Origin of the sequence: Gloeobacter violaceus PCC 7421, assembly GCF_000011385.1 — a bacterium.
GTDB classification, from domain to species: Bacteria; Cyanobacteriota; Cyanobacteriia; order Gloeobacterales; family Gloeobacteraceae; genus Gloeobacter; species Gloeobacter violaceus.
The window spans coordinates 1101377-1118057 of the sequence record NC_005125.1; the positions used below are offsets into that span (position 1 = coordinate 1101377).

The 16681-nt window shown below is 62.1% G+C and carries 21 protein-coding genes; 6 read left to right on the forward strand and 15 right to left on the reverse strand.

Translation table 11 applies throughout. The features are described 5' to 3' along the window. Positions 1-18: 18 nt before the first annotated feature. From GLL_RS05315 to mutS, 10 genes are all read right to left on the reverse strand, one after another. Positions 19-1095, reverse strand: coding sequence for a class I fructose-bisphosphate aldolase (locus GLL_RS05315; RefSeq protein ID WP_011141027.1), 1077 nt, complete (start codon positions 1093-1095; stop codon positions 19-21). Between the two features lie 9 nt (positions 1096-1104). Beyond that, positions 1105-1404, reverse strand: a complete 300-nt coding sequence (locus GLL_RS05320) for a hypothetical protein (protein ID WP_164928658.1) — start codon at positions 1402-1404, stop codon at positions 1105-1107. Positions 1405-1548: 144 nt separating this feature from the next. Further along, positions 1549-3177 carry a chaperonin GroEL gene (groL, locus tag GLL_RS05325; RefSeq protein WP_011141029.1) on the reverse strand — a complete coding sequence of 543 codons (1629 nt, stop codon included), beginning with the start codon at positions 3175-3177 and terminating at the stop codon, positions 1549-1551. 19 nt (positions 3178-3196) lie between these two features. Then, positions 3197-3508, reverse strand: coding sequence for a co-chaperone GroES (groES, locus tag GLL_RS05330; RefSeq protein ID WP_011141030.1), 312 nt, complete (start codon positions 3506-3508; stop codon positions 3197-3199). Between the two features lie 96 nt (positions 3509-3604). Further along, a complete protein-coding gene (lipA, locus tag GLL_RS05335) occupies positions 3605-4501 on the reverse strand; it encodes a lipoyl synthase (RefSeq protein ID WP_011141031.1) in 897 nt (298 codons plus the stop codon). 81 nt (positions 4502-4582) lie between these two features. Further along, positions 4583-5170, reverse strand: coding sequence for a hypothetical protein (locus GLL_RS05340; RefSeq protein WP_164928659.1), 588 nt, complete (start codon positions 5168-5170; stop codon positions 4583-4585). Between the two features lie 38 nt (positions 5171-5208). Next, a complete protein-coding gene (locus GLL_RS05345; protein ID WP_164928660.1) occupies positions 5209-5490 on the reverse strand; it encodes a hypothetical protein in 282 nt (93 codons plus the stop codon). 17 nt (positions 5491-5507) lie between these two features. Beyond that, on the reverse strand, positions 5508-5957 hold the full coding sequence (locus GLL_RS05350; RefSeq protein WP_164928661.1) for a hypothetical protein: 450 nt from the start codon (positions 5955-5957) through the stop codon (positions 5508-5510). Beyond that, on the reverse strand, positions 5954-6511 hold the full coding sequence (locus GLL_RS05355; protein ID WP_011141034.1) for a Uma2 family endonuclease: 558 nt from the start codon (positions 6509-6511) through the stop codon (positions 5954-5956). The genes GLL_RS05350 and GLL_RS05355 overlap by 4 nt, the downstream gene beginning before the upstream one ends. Before the next feature lie 34 nt (positions 6512-6545). Next, positions 6546-9218 carry a DNA mismatch repair protein MutS gene (gene mutS / locus GLL_RS05360; protein WP_011141035.1) on the reverse strand — a complete coding sequence of 891 codons (2673 nt, stop codon included), beginning with the start codon at positions 9216-9218 and terminating at the stop codon, positions 6546-6548. A gap of 116 nt (positions 9219-9334) precedes the next feature. On the opposite strand from mutS, the gene aat reads away from it, so the two are divergent. After that, positions 9335-9916 carry a leucyl/phenylalanyl-tRNA--protein transferase gene (gene aat, locus GLL_RS05365; RefSeq protein ID WP_011141036.1) on the forward strand — a complete coding sequence of 194 codons (582 nt, stop codon included), beginning with the start codon at positions 9335-9337 and terminating at the stop codon, positions 9914-9916. A 4-nt stretch (positions 9917-9920) separates the two neighbouring features. Here aat and GLL_RS05370 read toward each other — a convergent pair whose 3' ends face one another. From GLL_RS05370 to aroA, 4 genes are all read right to left on the reverse strand, one after another. Next, the gene (locus GLL_RS05370) at positions 9921-10247 is read right to left on the reverse strand and encodes a hypothetical protein (protein ID WP_164928662.1); all 327 of its coding nucleotides are present in this window, start codon (positions 10245-10247) and stop codon (positions 9921-9923) included. Positions 10248-10385: 138 nt separating this feature from the next. Then, entirely contained in the window at positions 10386-10727 is a 342-nt protein-coding gene (locus GLL_RS05375; protein WP_164928663.1) for a hypothetical protein, read from the reverse strand. A 73-nt stretch (positions 10728-10800) separates the two neighbouring features. After that, positions 10801-11268 carry a DUF4864 domain-containing protein gene (locus GLL_RS05380; RefSeq protein WP_011141039.1) on the reverse strand — a complete coding sequence of 156 codons (468 nt, stop codon included), beginning with the start codon at positions 11266-11268 and terminating at the stop codon, positions 10801-10803. 87 nt (positions 11269-11355) lie between these two features. Beyond that, complete coding sequence (aroA, locus tag GLL_RS05385) at positions 11356-12654, reverse strand: 3-phosphoshikimate 1-carboxyvinyltransferase (RefSeq protein ID WP_011141040.1); 1299 nt, start codon at positions 12652-12654, stop codon at positions 11356-11358. A 119-nt stretch (positions 12655-12773) separates the two neighbouring features. Here aroA and GLL_RS05390 point away from each other — a divergent pair, with 119 nt between their 5' ends. Further along, positions 12774-13379 carry a CPP1-like family protein gene (locus GLL_RS05390; protein WP_011141041.1) on the forward strand — a complete coding sequence of 202 codons (606 nt, stop codon included), beginning with the start codon at positions 12774-12776 and terminating at the stop codon, positions 13377-13379. 56 nt (positions 13380-13435) lie between these two features. Next, positions 13436-13606: a hypothetical protein gene (locus GLL_RS05395; protein ID WP_164928664.1), complete on the forward strand. Its 171-nt coding sequence runs from the start codon at positions 13436-13438 to the stop codon at positions 13604-13606. A 3-nt stretch (positions 13607-13609) separates the two neighbouring features. Here the strand turns inward: GLL_RS05395 and tpiA are convergent, their stop codons facing one another. Beyond that, positions 13610-14332, reverse strand: a complete 723-nt coding sequence (gene tpiA / locus GLL_RS05400) for a triose-phosphate isomerase (protein WP_011141042.1) — start codon at positions 14330-14332, stop codon at positions 13610-13612. 117 nt (positions 14333-14449) lie between these two features. On the opposite strand from tpiA, the gene psb28 reads away from it, so the two are divergent. The 3 genes from psb28 to GLL_RS05415 are packed head-to-tail and all read left to right on the forward strand — an operon-like array spanning position 14450 to position 16644. Beyond that, a complete protein-coding gene (gene psb28, locus GLL_RS05405; protein ID WP_164928665.1) occupies positions 14450-14824 on the forward strand; it encodes a photosystem II reaction center protein Psb28 in 375 nt (124 codons plus the stop codon). Between the two features lie 22 nt (positions 14825-14846). Then, positions 14847-15389, forward strand: coding sequence for a 6,7-dimethyl-8-ribityllumazine synthase (ribH, locus tag GLL_RS05410; protein ID WP_011141044.1), 543 nt, complete (start codon positions 14847-14849; stop codon positions 15387-15389). Positions 15390-15396: 7 nt separating this feature from the next. After that, positions 15397-16644 carry a hypothetical protein gene (locus tag GLL_RS05415; RefSeq protein WP_011141045.1) on the forward strand — a complete coding sequence of 416 codons (1248 nt, stop codon included), beginning with the start codon at positions 15397-15399 and terminating at the stop codon, positions 16642-16644. Positions 16645-16681 lie beyond the last annotated feature (37 nt).

A 16681-nucleotide genomic window follows, 5' to 3' on the forward strand; every position in this document is an offset into this window, starting at 1 on the left:
TAGATGGGGTGGGAGACTCTAGGCGATCGTCACGTCCTGGTTTAGATAGACATCCTGAATGGCGTGGAAGATGGCCGCACCGTCGGCGAGGGTCTTCTGCTGAAAAGTCTTGCGGCCGCTGATGAGGCCCATGCCGCCGGCGCGCTTGTTGATGACGGCGGTGTGCACCGCCTCGGCACGGTCGTCACCCTTGCCGGATTCGCCCCCCGAGTTGATCAGGCCGATGCGGCCCAGGTAGCCGTTGGCCACCTGGTAGCGGGTGAGATCGATGGGGTGATCGGTGGTCAGTTCGGTGTAGATGCGTTTGTCGAAGCGACCGTAGCTCGACTGGAGGTTGAGTTTTTCGTAGCCGCCATTGACGGTGGGCAATTTTTGCTTGACGATGTCGGCCTCGATGGTCACCCCAAGGTGATTGGCCTGGCCGGTCAGATCGGCGCTGGTGTGGTAATCGACGCCGTCGATCTTAAAGGCGTTGTTGCGCAAATAGCACCAGAGGATCGTGGCCATACCCAGCTCGTGGGCCAACTGGAACGCCTGGGAAATTTCGACAATCTCGCGACCGCTGTCTTGCGAACCGAAATAAATCGTTGCTCCTACGGCCACCGCTCCCATGTCGCGGGCCTGTCTGACGCTTGCAAAGAGGATCTGCTCGGATTTGTTGGGGTAGGTGAGCAGTTCGCTATGGTTGATCTTGAGAATAAATGGAATCTTGTGGGCGTACTTGCGTGCCACGATCCCCAGCACGCCGAGGGTGGAAGCCACCGCGTTGCAGCCGCCTTCGACGGCCAGACGCACGATGTTCTCGGGGTCGAAGTACATCGGGTTGGGGGCGAAAGATGCCCCCGCCGAGTGCTCGACGCCCTGGTCGACCGGCAAGATCGACAGGTAACCGGTTCCGCCCAGCCGCCCATGAGCCAGCAACGCCTGGAGGCTGCGCAGAACCGGGATCGGTCGGTCGGAAAAGCTCATGATCCGGTCCACCCAGTCGGAACCGGGCAGGTGGAGTTGATCTTTGACGATGCCTTTGCACTCGTGGGTCAGCAGCGACTCGGCTTCTTTGCCCAAAAGCTCTTCGATATCGGCGATAGAAAGCATGGCAGGAGGCTACTCCAGAGCCTGAATGTCTTCTTCGGCGGTTTCTTCTTCGGCTTCTTCGCCGTAGGTGTCGTACCCTTCGCTGCCGTAGTAGACCGAGACGCTGCCGTCGGAACCAATGTGCACCGAAGTGTAGGGTTCGGATTGGGCGTAGGGGCACTCGTACTCTTCGGCAGCCTGCTCTATGGGGGCCACGTCGAGCATCGCGGAATCTTGGGGGTTGACCAGATTCAGAAAATGTCCGGCCATCGCCACGTTCATCGCTTGCACAGGAACAGCCAGCAGCAACAGAGCGGCACGCTTCAGCATCGAAGTCTCCTCAAGACGGCGGCAAGTCACTCCCGTTTTAGCACGCGGTCCTACAAAAAATCCCCGGCCGATCGGCCGGGGATTCTGAACTGTCGGGTTTCAGGCATCGGGGTGCCCTTACTGATACCTGAAAGCTGACGCAGATCAGTCGAAGTCGGGCATGCCGCCACCGCCGGCACCGGCCGGGGTCTTATCATCCTCGGGCTTGTCGACCACGATGCACTCGGTGGTGAGCACCATCGCGGCAATCGAGGCGGCATTCTGCAGTGCCGAGCGGGTCACCTTCACCGGGTCGATGATCCCGGCGGCGACCAGGTCCTCATACTCGTTGGTCATCGCGTTGAAGCCGAAGTTGAACTCCAAGTTGCGCACCTTCTCGGCGATCACCGAGCCTTCGAGGCCGGCGTTCTCGGCGATCTGGCGCAGGGGACCTTCGAGGGCCTTCTGGATGATGCGCGCCCCGATTTTCTCTTCGCCGCTCAGGCTGTCGATGAACCCGCCCATACCGGCCGCCAGGTGCAACAGCGCCGTACCGCCGCCCGGGACGATCCCCTCGGCGATGGCCGCCTTGGTGGCGTTGACGGCATCCTCGATGCGCAGCTTGCGGTCTTTGAGTTCGGTCTCGGTCGCCGCACCGACTTTGATCACCGCCACACCGCCCGAGAGCTTGGCAAGGCGCTCCTGGAGCTTCTCGCGGTCGTACTCGGAGTCGGTCTCTTCGATCTGCTGCTTGATCTGAGCGCAGCGGGCCTTGACGGCGGCTTCGTTGCCCTCGGCCACGATCGTGGTGTTGTCCTTGGTGATCGTCATTTTTCGGGCCTTGCCGAGCTGGTCGGTGGTGACGTTCTCGAGCTTGATGCCGGTGTCTTCGGAGATCACTTCGCCGTCGGTGAGCACCGCAATATCTTGCAGCATCGCCTTGCGCCGGTCGCCGAAGCCGGGGGCCTTGACGGCAGCCACGTTGAGGACGCCGCGCAGCTTGTTGACTACGAGGGTGGCGAGGGCTTCTTTTTCGATGTCCTCGGCGATGATTACCAGCGGTCGGCCGGCGCGGGCGACTTTTTCAAGAATCGGCACCAGGTCGGTGATGATCGAGATCTTTTTGTCGGTAATCAGCAAGAAGGGCTCGTCGAAGACCGCTTCCATGCGCTCCTGGTCGGTAACCAGGTAGGGCGAGACGTAGCCGCGGTCGAACTGCATGCCCTCGGTCACCTCCAGTTCGGTGGTCAGGGACTTCGATTCTTCGACGGTGATCACGCCTTCTTTGCCGACGGTCTCCATGGCGCGGGCGATCATCTCGCCGATTTCATCGTCGTTGCCGGCGGAGACGGCCGCGACCTGGGCGATCGCCTGGGAGCCTTCGACCGGCTTGGCGACTTTCTCCAGTTCAGCCACCAGGTGGCGGACGGTCTTCTCCATGCCGCGCTTGAGGTTCATCGGGTTGGAACCGGCGGCGACGTTTTTGAGACCCTCTTTGACCAGCGACTGGGCCAGCACGCAGGCGGTGGTGGTGCCGTCGCCCGCCACATCGTTGGTCTTAGAGGCGACTTCTTTGATCAGTTGGGCGCCGGTATTTTCGAGCTTATTTTCAAGCTCGATTTCTTTGGCGATCGTCACACCGTCGTTGATGATCTGGGGCGCGCCGAACTTTTTCTCAAGTACGACGTTGCGGCCCTTGGGGCCGAGGGTGACGCGCACCGCGTTGGCGAGGGCGTCGATGCCGCGCTCGAGGGCGCGGCGGGCGGTCTCATCGAATACGACTTGCTTTGCCATGATTGTGTTCTCTCCCCGATTAAGCCACGATTGCCAGAATGTCTTTTTCGGCCACCAGCATGTACTCGGCGTCGCCAAGTTTCAGGTCGGTGCCGGAATATTTGCCGTACAGCACGGTGTCGCCCACCTTCACCTCCGGGTCGACCCGGGTGCCGTCGTCTTTGAGACGGCCCGGCCCCACGGCGACCACTTCACCGGTCTGGGGCTTCTCTTTGGCGGTGTCGGGCAGAAAAATACCCCCGGCGGTCCGCTCCTCTTGCTCTACCACCTTGACCAACACACGGTCCCCCAGGGGGCGCAGTGTCGTCGTAGCCAACGTGATCGTTGCCATGCAAACCTCTCTTACAGCTCACTAAAGTCTTTGTGGAAGGAACGACTCCCTTCCAAGCACAGAGTTTAGCACTGAAGACCCGAGAGTGCTAACCCTTTACTCCGGCGAGTGCTGATTTTTGGGGGTCCGGGGGTGGGAGCGCATCAGTCGCTGCACCTGCTCGGCGTGGTAGGAACTGCGCGTCAGGGGCGAGGAGACCATCTGCAAGAAGCCCATCCCTTCGCCCGCCCGCCGCCAGCGCTCAAAAAGCGCCGGTTCGACAAAGGCTTCGACTTTGAGGTGTTTGGGGGTGGGCTGCAGGTACTGGCCGATGGTCAGGATGTCGCAGTAGACGGCCCGCAGATCTGCCATGACCGCGAGCACTTCCGCTTCGCTCTCGCCAAGGCCCGCCATCAGGCCCGACTTGGTGTAGATGTGGGATGCTTTGGCGCGAACGCGCTCGAGCAATTGCAAAGTGCGTCCGTAGTCGCCCTGGGGTCTGACCCGCCGGTAGAGCCGAGGGACGGTCTCGGTATTGTGATTGATTACTTGTGGATGGGCGGCAATCACGATATCGAGGGCCGCTTCGGAGCCGCAAAAATCGGGGATCAACACTTCGATGGTCGTTTGGGGCATGACCCGGCGCACCGCTTCGATGCAGCGGGCAAACTGCAGAGCGCCGCCGTCGGCCAGATCGTCGCGGTTGACCGAGGTAATCACCACATGGCGCAGGCCCATCCGCCGCACGGCCTGTGCGAGCCGCTCGGGTTCGGTCGGATCGAGGGCCTTGGGATATTTCTCAAAATCGATGTCGCAGTAAGGGCAAGCCCGCGTGCAGGCCGGTCCCATGATCAGAAACGTTGCCGTCCCGGCTTTGAAACATTCGCCGATATTTGGGCAAGAAGCTTCCTCACAGACGGTGTTGAGCGCCAGGTCGCGCAGGATGTCTTTAACTGCTCCCACCCGCTCGCGCTGCGGCGCTTTGACCCTGAGCCAGTCCGGCTTGGTGACCATAAAAATTCGCGGACGACATCTGCGAGTGTAACGCACAGACCAACGGCTACCCAATTGGGTCGGGGCTGGAAGTATGCCCGCTCAGTCTGACCTGATTTGTGGGTCTGCAGCCAGATCGCCAGGTTCCAGGGGCGAAGGAGGACGATTGTTGATCTTGCTACCGGCAGGACCGCTGCCGTCGCCGAGGTCGGCAATGCGGGCGAGGGCACGATCCCGCAATTGCCTCAGCCATAGGAGCGCGGATAAAGCGTCGCTTTGTTCAGGTTCGAGAGCAGTCTGCGCATTCTCGTAAAGTTTCCAGATGGAGTTTTTTCCTTCGTCGACAACCTCTTGCTGCAGCTGGGAACAGACCTGCTCACCGAGTAAAGGCAGGGGTACCAGCACCACCCCGCTCTCTTGCCTAGTTCGTATATGCAGTTGTCGTTCGATAGCTTGCGTTACCGGCTCAAGCAGGGCTGTATCACTGGGAAATACGGCAACCACTTCGTCGTTGATCCGCTCGAAAGTAGCGACATTATGCAAAGACGTGGCCAGGCTTCGTACCTGGAGCTCTACCTGAGGCAGCAGCATCGCCAAAGCCGGGTCGTTACCTACATTGGTGAACACGCGCGTAGTCTTTGCTACCGCTACAGAAAACCTGTCTTCCCAAACTCGCATCTCCTGGTCCACCCGATGGCTCCCCTATAGAGGCGACATCAGGATAGCTTTCAGGGGCGGCGAAAAAACCACCAACCTATTGCCGCAGCCAGAGCCGCACCGACAAGTGCGCCGCCCGCCGCGGAAGCTGGCTCGAACACCGGCCTCGGCGGTTCCGGAATGGATTTGATGTCGTGGACGTAGAACTCCACGTAGGTATCTTTGGTGCGGAAACGGTAGGTAATTTCCTTCGGCCGGTCCTTCAAAATCGTCGGCTGCACCTGGCTTTCGAAACCGGCTTCTTTGAGAAAGCGCGTCACGATATCGGGGCGCGGCGTGTAGATGTCTGGCATAAATGTTTGCCTCCTGTTCAACCGTTCTGGGGCCAGGCAGGCCACGTTTGCGGCTCTGCCTCCGCCTGCAAGCCGCCAGGTGGCGGAATTTTGGGGACTGGGACACGGGCACCGGCTTCGCCGTCGGATTCACCGCGGCCGATGGATTCAATGACCTCGACGGTGCGGGTGTGGAGCAGATTGAGCGCTTTCATGGTCCCAGCGAAGCTCAAGTGGCTCGTTTCCGGTGCGACGATGAGCGAGAAGAGGTGTTGAGTGGCCTGCTCGTGAATGCTCTGTGCTTTACCCAAAGCACTTTTGATCAGTTTCGTCTGCAACTGCTGGCGTAAAGGTGGCTCTATTTCCGGTGCACGGCGTTGGAGAGACCGCCAGGCAAAACGGGTGGCAGTTATCAGATCCTCGAATTGTTCCTGGTAGGCAAATCCAGCCATGGCCACGACCCATTCGAGTAGGCGGCTCAGCATCAAGGGAATAAATCCTTTACAGCTATCTGAACGACAGCAAAAGCAAGCGGCACAATACTGTCATTTTCTCCGAGGGAAAATTGCTCGGAGTGACCTTCTGAGCCGGGCTGGCGCAAGACAAGCAGTTGCCGGGTGCCGACATCCAAAATCCAGTAGTCGGCAATCCGGGCGCGGGCGTAAATCATGGCCTTGTGCCTGCGATCGTAAGCGAGGGTGGAACCGGAAACCTCGACAAGCAACAAAATATCCGCAGCATCCGGGTGCCGATCCTGGTAAAAGTTTTCATCCAGGCGGGCTGCCACAATATCCGGTTCCGGCTCTGAATCGGGCAGTAAGGTGATGGGTGACTGTACCCTCACAATTCCCACTTCTCCAAGCAACCTTTCAAAGGTTTTGGCGGTTCGGCTGATGACAGAGGCGTGGAGCGGCTGTTGTGGACTCATCTGAACAATTTGTCCCTCAAGCAGTTCAACTTGATCCTCAGCAGTCAAAATACCGGCCTCGATCATGCGGTGGTATTCCTCGACGGTCCACGCGCGCAGCCCGGTTGTGGTCATTGCAAATGCCCTCCTGCGGCGACCCGCCTTCAGTTTAGCCAGCGGCCGACTCGGAGGCGCTGCCGTTAGAATCGCGCAAGCCCACGGCAATTTGCGAATGCTGTTCGACCTGGGCCAGGACCGTGCGCGCCCGCGCCACCACCGAAGGCGGCAATCCGGCCAACCGGCCCACCTCGATGCCGTAGGAGCGATCCGCCCCGCCGGGGGTGACCCGGTGCAAAAAGACGATTCGATCGGCCAGTTCCTGCACAGTCACCTGATAATTGGCGACACCACTGACCACCGAAGCCAGTTCGTTCAGCTCGTGGTAGTGGGTGGCGAAAATGGTCCGGCAGCGGATGTGGCTTGCCAGGTACTCAGCCACCGCCCAGGCGATGGCCAGCCCATCGAAAGTCGCCGTCCCTCGGCCGATTTCATCGAGCAAGACCAGTGAGCGGGGGGTGGCGTGGTTGAGGATATTCGCCGTCTCGGTCATCTCGACCATGAAGGTCGATTGGCCGGTGGCCAGATCGTCGACCGCTCCCACGCGCGTAAAGATGCGATCGGCCACCCCGAGCACAGCCCCCCTGGCGGGCACAAAGGCCCCCACCTGGGCCAACAGCTGAATCAATGCCACCTGGCGGATGAAGCTCGATTTGCCGGACATGTTCGGGCCGGTGAGGATGATCAAGTCCGGCTCGGCTTCGGCTCCCATGCGCGCGTCGTTAGGCACGAAAAAACCCGCCGGGATCGCCTGTTCGATCACAGGGTGGCGGCCTGCCTCGATGTGCACCTCGCGCCCTTCGCCGAGCACCGGACGGCAATAGTCGTGGTAGACGGCCACCTCAGCCAGACCGGCCAGGGCATCGAGGGCGGCCACGCGCCGGGCCACCTGCCGCAGAGCCGAAACGTGACGGCCCGCCTCCTGCCTGAGGATGTTAAAAATATCGTACTCAAGCTGGTTGGTCTGCTGCTGGGCGTTGAGGATGCGGGTTTCGCGCTCTTTGAGTTCGGGGGTGATGTAGCGCTCCTCGTTGGTGAGGGTCTGTTTGCGCAGGTACTCGGGGGGCGCTTTTTCGGCCTTGCCGCGCGAGATCGACAGGTAGTAGCCGAAGGCTTTGTTAAAGCCCACCTTGAGAGTCTGGATGCCCGTGCGGGCGCGCTCGCGCGCTTCGAGATCCACCAGCCAGTCGCGATCTTCGATAAGTTGCCCGCGCATTCCTTCCAGTTCCGGGTGGACGCCCGCCCGGATCAGACCGCCCTCGGTGAGGATGAGCGGCGGGGTATCCACGAGCGTGCGGCGCAGCTTCTCTCCAAGCCGCTCCAGTTCGACAGGAATGGATTGAAGGGCTTTGAGGTAGGGACTGGTGCTCGCGGCCACCGCCTCGGCCAGAGCGGGCAATTTGAGCAGCGATTCGCCCAGAGCCACCAGATCGCGGGCGTTGGCGGTGCCCGAACCGCAGCGTCCCGCGAGCCGCTCCAGGTCGTAGACCGATTCAAGAATGCGCTGGAGCCGTTCGCGCAACAGCCCCTCGTCGTACAACTCGGCCACCGAATCCTGACGGCGGCCGATGGCGCGCGTATCGAGCAACGGCTGCAAAAGCCAGCGCCTGAGGGCGCGCCCCCCCATCACCGTGCGGGTGCGGTCGAGCGCCCACAAAAGCGAGCCGTACTGCGCGCCGTCGCGCACGGTCTGGGTCAGTTCGAGGTTGCGCCGGGTCTGGTGATCGAGAATCAGGTACTGCGAGAGGGTGTAGGTGCGGATGCCCTCCAGGGGAATCGACACTCCCCGCTGCGTCTCCAGCAAATGCTGCACCAACCCCCCGGCCGCCCGCACGGCAAGCGGCAGATTTTCGCAGCCGAAGCCTTCGAGTGAGCGCACGCCGAACGTTTCCATCAGCAACCGCCGCGCTTCGTCCAATTCGAAATAACGCCGGGGACGCAGCGTATAGCAAAACTGGGACGGCAGGCACTCGGGCCGTTCGCTGGAAGCCTCGCCGGGCCGCAGCAGCACCAGCGGATCGGGCGCGTCGCCGGACAGGAGCACTTCGGCCGGCTGCAGGCGCAACAACTCCTGCACCAGTGCCTCGGCACTCTCCAGCTGGGTCACCTGAAATTCGCCGGTCGAAATGTCCGCGAAGGCCAATCCCCAGCACTCCCCCGCCTGCACCAGCGCCGCCAGATAGTTATTGCGCCGTCCCACCAGCAACTGATCTTCGAGCACCGTACCGGGGGTGAGCACCCGGGTGACCGCCCGGCGCACCAGGACGCTCTCGGCACCTTCCCAGTCAATCTGCTCGCCGTCCTCCAGCAGCAGGGGCAACAGCGGCGCGTCGCCGTCGCTCTTGCTGCGACGAGCGACTTTCGCCTGCCGGGCGCGCTCTTTGGCCTGCTCGGGCGATTCGACTTGATCGCAAATCACCACCGCGTAGCCCTTTTCGATCAATTGGGCGCAGTAGCGCTCCAGAGCGTGGTGGGGAATCCCCGCCATCGGGATGCGGCCGATTTTGTCGCCCGCCTGGCGGCCGGTAAGCACGATTTCCAGCTCGCGCGAGACGATTTCGGCGTCCGCCAGGAACGTTTCGTAAAAATCCCCCATCCGATACAGGAGCAGGCAGTGGGGATGCTGGGCCTTGACCTCGACGTACTGCTGGAGCATCGGGGTCAGATCCGATCGAGCGAAGCGGCGAAAGTCCCACTGGGAGAGTTGAGTGGCGGGGTCGGCCATGGCGGTTACGCTGGGTAAGCGCAACGAATTTAACTTACAGGCTGCAACCGTGGCGATAATAGATCCGCCGCCACACGCCCCCGTGCAGCCACAGACCTGGGCCGGGCGGATCTGTAATGCTGGTAACTCTCACACCCGAACTGTTGCTGCAAGCGTATACCCAGGGCTTTTTCCCGATGGCCGAAGGCCAGGGTCAACGCATCTACTGGTACGAACCCGACCCGCGGGCCGTTTTTGAACTCGATAAAGTGCACTTCTCCAAGCGCCTGCTGCGGGTGATCCGCCAGGAGCGCTTTGAGATTCGCTACAGCACCGCCTTTGAGCGGGTGATCCGCGCCTGTGCCGACCGACCTTCCACCTGGATCTCCGAGGAGATCATCCGCACCTACATTCGGCTTTACCGCACGGGCTACGGCCAGTCCGTCGAAAGCTGGCTGGACGGCGAACTGGTAGGCGGGCTTTACGGCGTCAGCCTGGGCGGCGCCTTTTTCGGCGAGTCGATGTTTTGCCGGGTAAGCGACGCTTCGAAAGTGGCGTTTTTTCATCTGGTCGAACGGCTTAGGGGGCGGGGTTTCGCACTGCTTGACACCCAGTTCGCCAACGAGCATCTTGTGCAGTTCCACGTCGTCGAAATTCCGCGCCGGGAATACCGGCAGCGGCTCAAAGGAGCGCTCGCCCTGCCGTGCAAATTTCGCTAACCGGCTACCACTCGACGATGTCGGTGAGGATAACGGTGTCGGGTTGATCGCCAAGCAGTGCCGACTCCTGGTTGCCGCGCGGCACGCTCTGCAGCGGCGATTTGACTTTGCGCAGCTCGAAGCGTTGGGGTGGCCTCTGGAAGCGGCGCTCCTCGGCGTTGAGGTCGCGGGTGACGTTGCGGGAATTGATTACAAAAGCGGGTGGCGGGTTGAGGGTACGGGCCGGGACGGTAGAAAGCTCATCGACGCTGGTACTCGTCTGGGCACCGGCTGGTATGGCACCGAAAGCGGCAAGCGCAGCGACGGCGATTAACACATTTCTTTTGAGCATTGTGGTGAGAGGCGATTCTATATTTACCAGCCTAGCGCACCTGTCGCCGGTAAAAATCCCAACGGTTGCATAACTCTTTCGAACGACTACCATCGAGTCCACGCGATTGTCTGAGATGGACCGGCATGGACATCGTCCTCAGCGTGGACCCTTGATGACCGCCGAGTCGGGTTGGTTGCCCTGCACGGCCGTTTCGTTGTTGCCGCGCGGAACTTTCTGGGCGGGAGACGGGGCGCCCTGGAGGGTCCAGCCGGGCCGCGCTCCCGCTTCGACCTGACGCTCATCGGCGTTGAGTTGCTGGGTGAGCTGGCGCTCCTTGGCTTGCCTTTGCTTGTCGGCCGCCGATTGAAATTTGGAGCGGGCCTTTTTGGCGGTGGCAGGCTGGGTGGACAAATCTTTGACTTGTTCGGACTGGACGGCAACCGGTGCAATCAGCGCACCAAATGCCAAAATCGAGAACAACGCTAAAGCGATGCGCATGGTGGTCGAGAGGTTCTCACAACCCACCCAGCATAATCTGCCCCCCGGCCAAAATCCAATCGCTGCAAGCGCTTCAGGTCGAGACTAGGCCATCGGGACGCCGCGGCTCCGCCTCCGTGACGCTATTGACTTTCCAGACTCTGCCCTCGCGGATCATCTGATAGGCGTAAGTCGCCTGTTCTTCGGCCCCTTCGACGACGACGTGCACCACCGCCTGATCGCCATCGTCGAGAATCGGACCGAAGCGGGCCGAGCGCGAACGGGCGATGGCCGGGTAAGCGGAGCGCACCATCTCGGCGAAAACAGCCGCCGGGATGCGCCGACGAATACCCTGGGAAGCAAACGTATAAGCCTTTGCATAGTCGCCCTTGCGAAAAGCCGCCAGCTGCGACTGGATGACCGCTTCCAGTTGTTTTTTGAGCGCTGCTTTGCTCTGGGCGAATTCGGCTGGCACAGCAGGTATGGCCAGTGCCCACGGTACCGCCGACACCTGAATCCCGATGAGCAACAGCAACATTGCAGCGACGCCGGTAGCCCGCATAAGTAAGATTTCGATTGGATTTTTTCCACGATACAGGTTGCCCTGGCGAAGGAATCCTTCCTGCAGCCAGATTGTCGCGAGCCCAGGTTATTGCTGCCGCACCCGGGCCAGGTGTTCGTAGAACTGCGGGTAGGAGACCGTCGCACAGTCGGGGTCGGCGATTTCGGTGGTGCCGGTGGCCACCAACCCGGCCACCGCCAGGCTCATCGCCACCCGGTGATCGTCATGGCTCTCGACACCGGCTCCCACCAGGCGATGGCCGCCTTCGATCACCAGACCGTCCGGCCGCTCCTCGATGTGCGCCCCAAGGCGGCCCAGTTCGCGGGCCATCGTGGCCAGCCGGTCGCTCTCTTTGACGCGCAATTCGGCGGCGTCGCGGATCACGGTTTTGCCCGCGGCACAGCAGGCGGCCACCGCCAGCACCGGTATCTCATCCACCAGCCGGGGAATCCACTCGCCCCCGATCGTGCAGGCTTTGAGGGGGGCTGAGCGCACCCGCAGGTCGGCCACCGGCTCGCCGCACACTTCGCGCCGGTTTTCCACGGCGATATCCGCTCCCATGGCGGCGAGGGCGTCGAGTACCCCCGTGCGGGTCGGGTTGACGCCGACCCCGCTCAGGAGCAACTGCGAATCGGGCACAATCGAGCCTGCCACCAGCCAGAAGGCGGCCGAGCTGATGTCCCCGGGCACCCGCAAACTTTGGGCGCGCAATCTGGCAGGCCCGCGCACCGCGGCGGTGGTGCCGTCTACCAGGACCTCGGCTCCGAAGGCTCTGAGCATTCGTTCGCTGTGATCGCGCGAGCGGACCGGTTCACTGACGCTGGTCAGCCCCTCGGCGAGCAACCCGGCCAGCAGCACGGCCGATTTGACCTGGGCGGAGGCAACAGGAGAAACAAAGTCGATCGCCCTGAGCTGCTCTCCCCAAACCGCGAGCGGCGCCCGGCCGCCCTCCTCGCGCCCCCAGATGCGCGCCCCCATCTGCCGAAGCGGTGAGACCACCCTGAGCATCGGCCGCGAGCGCAGCGATCGGTCGCCCGTGAGGGTACAAAAAAGCCCCGGCTGGCCGGCAAGCACCCCCAGCATCAGCCGCATCGTCGTACCGGAATTGCCCATATCCAGCACATCCGCAGGTTCATGCAGCCGGCCCAGGCCAACGCCGCGCACCCGCACCGACGGGCCGTCGATCCCCGAAATCTCGGCGCCCAGAGCCCGCAAACACGCGGCAGTACTGCGCGGGTCGTCCCCCGGCAGCAGTCCCTCGATCACCGATTCACCCTCGGCCAGGGCCGCGAGCATCAAGGCACGATGGGAGATAGACTTATCGCCCGCCACGGCGATCTCCCCGCTCAGCCGCCGGGCCGGGGTAATCGAAAACGCTTGTCCCACAGCGCACCTTTGCTGTCAAATCGCAGACGATTGTACGCCAGACGGCCGGGTTCTTGTCCAAGGGCCTATCTCTGGGATAGCCTGATAGAGAAAAGCTTTAGTCCCGCAGAGCGCGAGCCATGAGTGAACCGAATCCCTACCATGTCCTCGGTATCGCTGAAGATGCCCTCTTTGAGGAGGTGCAGGAGGCGCGCGCGCGACTTCTGTCGGAGTTTGCCCTCGATGAGAAGCGTCAGCAGGCCATTGAAATCGCCTACGACACGATTTTGATGCAGCGGCTCAAGCAGCGCCAGGACGGCAAGATCAAGGTCCACGAGCGCATCCGCTACGCCGATCGCACCGTGGTCGCCCGTCCGGCCCAGGCGGTGCCTGCCCGTCCGACCCAGCAGTGGTGGCGCTCACTCGCTGTGAACGCTCCGGAGGCGGGGGTTTCGGCCCTGGTTTTCTCGGCTGTCTGGCTTCTCTATTTGGCGCTCTCATCTTCCGCCCCGGCCAACGACGGCAGCTATGCCATCGCCCTGGGATTGTTTGCGACGATTTATTTTCTCTACCGCAAGATCCGGGTGTTCTGGAAGGCGGGACTTTACGCCCTGGGCGGCGTCGTGGTCGCCATTCTCGCCTCCTCGTCGCTCGCCTCGGTTTGGCAGAACCAGTCGGTTCCTCCCGGGCTCACCGGCTTTGTGCTTATCGCCATCCTCTGGGTGGTCACACTGCTCGCCCGCTAATTGGCTTTGTACAAAGTTTGATTGCAACGACCTGAGCGCAGACCTACACTAGGTACATGCACCTAGCCACGTTTTCGGTTGTCGCCCTTGCCGGCCTGGCGGTTATCTCCGTCGGCAATGCCACAGTCCGCTCAGGCAAGACTTTCTCGCGCGCCTGCCTGGATCTGGCCGCGCTGAGCGGCCTGACTGTTTTTTGGTTTGCGCTCTTTCACGTGCTCAATTCGTAGGCGTCACACTTCGAAGTTGACGATCCGCGCGAAGCTCTTCGCTTCGAGGCTGGCGCCGCCCACCAGCACGCCGTCGATGTCGCTCTGGGCCATCAACTCGTCGATATTTTCGGGTTTGACCGAGCCGCCGTAGAGGATGGGCACCCCTTCGAAGTTGACGTGTTTGCGGATCATGGCGCACACCCGGTTCGCTTCGTTCGCCTCGCAGGTTTTGCCGGTGCCGATGGCCCAGATGGGTTCGTAGGCAATGATCAGGCGGCGCATGTCCACCAGTTCGAGGTCGCGATCGAGCTGGGAGCGGATGTGGGCTTCGGTGATGCCGTCCTTGCGCACGCTCTCGGTCTCACCCACGCAGAGAATCGGGACGAGGTCGTGATCCTGGGCGTTGTTGAGGCGTCGGTTGACGGTGCTGTCGGTCTCGTTGAAGTATTCGCGCCGCTCAGAATGGCCGACAATCACGTAGTGCACACCCAGTTCGACGAGCATCTGGGGAGCGATTTCGCCGGTGTAGGCGCCGTGATCGGCCCAGTGCACGTTCTGTGCGCCGACGGCATAGGGTCCGGCCTGGGCGCTCAATAGGTCGAGGCAGGTAAACGGCCCGCAGAGAATGACCTCCCGGTTCTCGGCGCCCGGGGAGATGAGCGGTACAAAAGCCTCCAGGAAGGCGCGCGCTTCGCCGCGGGTCTTATACATTTTCCAGTTGCCCGCCAGAACCTTTCGTCGCAAGGCAGTGACACCCCGATATCCGATTTACCCTCAGCAGTGTACCAGCCCATCCGCCCGGAAAGCACCCGCCGCTTCGGCGCGGTACAGTGGTTGGAACGGCATTCGGGAGGGCAGTCCTTGGCGACGATCGAATTTATCAGCGGCATCCGCGAGGAACTGACCGAAATCAAACTGCGCCGCGGCCAGACCAGCGGCAACCGCATCGTCGTGTTCGTCTTCGAGAAGGTGAATGCGATGGACAAACTTAGCAGCTTCTCCTCGGGGGGTGCCCAGTACATGTTGCTCAACGACGAAGAAGGCGACATCCAGGTCACCCCGCGCAATCTCGAATTTTTTTATAAAAGCGACGACAACCTCGCCAAGCTTGTGTGCACCTTCGAATTGATCGACGATTTGCAGTGGCAGCGGTTGCGCCGGTTTATGGACCGCTACGCCGCCAGCAACGGCATGGAGTACCAGGACCGAGGCCCGCAGGACAAAATGAAACAGTAGTGACACCGTCTCCCCTACCGCTATGACCGTCTTCGAAGGCAACCTCCAGGACACCCGGGATCTAAAATTCGCCATTGTGATCGCGCGCTTCAACGACCTGGTGGTCGGCAAATTGCTGTCCGCCTGTGAGGATTCCCTCAGGCGCCACGGCGTCGCCGTCGGTCCCGATTCGCACCAGGTCGATTATGCCTGGGTGCCGGGCTCCTTCGAGATCCCGATGGTGGCCCGCCAACTTGCCCTCTCCGGCCGCTACGACGCGATCGTCTGCCTGGGGGCAGTCATCCGCGGCCAGACCAGCCACTACGACCACGTCGCCTCGGAAGTGGCCAAGGGCATCCAGGCCCTCGCCTTTCAGACCGGGGTGCCGGTCACCTTCGGCGTGCTCACCACCGACACGATGCAGCAGGCGATCGAGCGGGCCGGCATCAAGAGCAACCTCGGCTGGGAGTACGGCGAGAATGCCATCGAAATGGCCACCCTCACCCGCAAAATCCGCCACCTTGTCGCCGTGCGCGCCGTTCAGCCCGAACTGCCCGAGCAAACCCCGCCCAGTTTGCTGCAGTAACCTGCCGATGCGCCGCTGTCTGCTGGTGTTGCTGGTATGGCTGTGGCCGTGGTCGGCGGTAGCTCAGACTTCGTTGAAATTTGACCTGGACGGCGATGGTCAGGCTGAGACGATCGTCCTGGCGGGTAGCGAATTGCGCGTGCGCACCCAGGGTAGGAGCGAGATCCGCATGACGCTCGCCCCTTCGGCCCGGGCGGTCGAGACAGTGCCCCTCTCGGGCCGGATGGCACTGCTTGGGGTAGTCTTCGAAGGGGCCGGCAGTCGCTGCTACGCGTTTTTTCGCTACCGCACCGGCAATCTTGCGGCGGTGCCGGTGGAGGTTGGCGAGGACGATTTTGCCGATCGGCGCATCTGTGCCACAGACCAGATGCAGGTGCGCTGGACGGATCTGAACGCCGACGGCAGCTCAGAACTGATTGTCGAAGAACGGCTCGGCCAGCCCAAGCGCGCCTTGCGCCGCCGCGTCTACCGCCACGCCGAGGGCAGCTGGAACGCCGCACCGCTGCTGTCGGGGCTCTCGGTGGACGGAGTGCCGATTTTGCCCCAGATGGTCGGTTCTTACTATCGCGCCGAGGCGGGCGCCGCCCTCGAAAATTTGCAGGACTTGCAGGAACTGCGCACCAGTCCGGCCTTGCAGGTCGCTTTGCCGGTGGGCGGCGGGCCATATCAGATAACTTTGCGCACCCCGGGGGCGGAGGCCGGTGTGGTCGTCACCGGCGCCCAGCGCTCGGTGGACCTGGCGCGCGGCGAGCAGGTGCTTACTTTGAGTGTCGCGGTCGGTAGCCGGACCGGCCGCCTCATCTACGACTCCGCCGCCGATTTTGCCGATCCGCCCTTGTTGTTGGTGGGCCTCGGCCGCGACCTCGACGGCATCTACCGGCCCGCGCCCTACGCTCCCCAGTGGCCTACCCTCGAAGCCTATCTGGCCCAGGGGGTGCTCATCGGCCTCTGGAACCCGCTGGGTAACGTCGGGTTGGTGCTGCGCGACAGCCTGCGCATCCAGGCGGGAAGCAGCCCGAACGGGGTGGTGCTCTCTTTGCGTCCCGCAAATAACTACAGCGTCGATCTGACGGCGGCGGTGAGCGCCCCTTACGATCTGGCGCTGGTCTCAACCGGAGGGCCGTCCTGGCTTGTGGATCTGCGCGGGGCGGATTTTTTTGCCCTCGCCCCCGCCCGCTGCAACGGCGAAGGCCGTCCGACCTGCGCCCCGACCGCCAACCCGGTACTCTACCGCCGCCGCGACGCCCCTTCGTAGCAGAAGTTGGTACGATAAAAAAGCGCAATTTTAAGGA

Bases quoted from the DNA above. Each gene is read 5' to 3' on its own strand.
- GLL_RS05370 (WP_164928662.1), bottom strand. From the start codon at position 10,247: ATGCTCAAAAGAAATGTGTTAATCGCCGTCGCTGCGCTTGCCGCTTTC.
- GLL_RS05380 (WP_011141039.1), bottom strand. From the start codon at position 11,268: ATGCGGGCTACCGGCGTCGCTGCAATGTTGCTGTTGCTCATCGGGATT.
- groL (WP_011141029.1), bottom strand. From the start codon at position 3,177: ATGGCAAAGCAAGTCGTATTCGATGAGACCGCCCGCCGCGCCCTCGAG.
- mutS (WP_011141035.1), bottom strand. From the start codon at position 9,218: ATGGCCGACCCCGCCACTCAACTCTCCCAGTGGGACTTTCGCCGCTTC.
- ribH (WP_011141044.1), top strand. From the start codon at position 14,847: ATGACCGTCTTCGAAGGCAACCTCCAGGACACCCGGGATCTAAAATTC.
- groES (WP_011141030.1), bottom strand. From the start codon at position 3,508: ATGGCAACGATCACGTTGGCTACGACGACACTGCGCCCCCTGGGGGAC.
- GLL_RS05355 (WP_011141034.1), bottom strand. From the start codon at position 6,511: ATGACCACAACCGGGCTGCGCGCGTGGACCGTCGAGGAATACCACCGC.
- GLL_RS05395 (WP_164928664.1), top strand. From the start codon at position 13,436: ATGCACCTAGCCACGTTTTCGGTTGTCGCCCTTGCCGGCCTGGCGGTT.
- GLL_RS05390 (WP_011141041.1), top strand. From the start codon at position 12,774: ATGAGTGAACCGAATCCCTACCATGTCCTCGGTATCGCTGAAGATGCC.
- GLL_RS05415 (WP_011141045.1), top strand. From the start codon at position 15,397: ATGCGCCGCTGTCTGCTGGTGTTGCTGGTATGGCTGTGGCCGTGGTCG.
- GLL_RS05315 (WP_011141027.1), bottom strand. From the start codon at position 1,095: ATGCTTTCTATCGCCGATATCGAAGAGCTTTTGGGCAAAGAAGCCGAG.
- lipA (WP_011141031.1), bottom strand. From the start codon at position 4,501: ATGGTCACCAAGCCGGACTGGCTCAGGGTCAAAGCGCCGCAGCGCGAG.
- GLL_RS05320 (WP_164928658.1), bottom strand. From the start codon at position 1,404: ATGCTGAAGCGTGCCGCTCTGTTGCTGCTGGCTGTTCCTGTGCAAGCG.
- GLL_RS05345 (WP_164928660.1), bottom strand. From the start codon at position 5,490: ATGCCAGACATCTACACGCCGCGCCCCGATATCGTGACGCGCTTTCTC.
- aat (WP_011141036.1), top strand. From the start codon at position 9,335: ATGCTGGTAACTCTCACACCCGAACTGTTGCTGCAAGCGTATACCCAG.
- GLL_RS05375 (WP_164928663.1), bottom strand. From the start codon at position 10,727: ATGCGCATCGCTTTAGCGTTGTTCTCGATTTTGGCATTTGGTGCGCTG.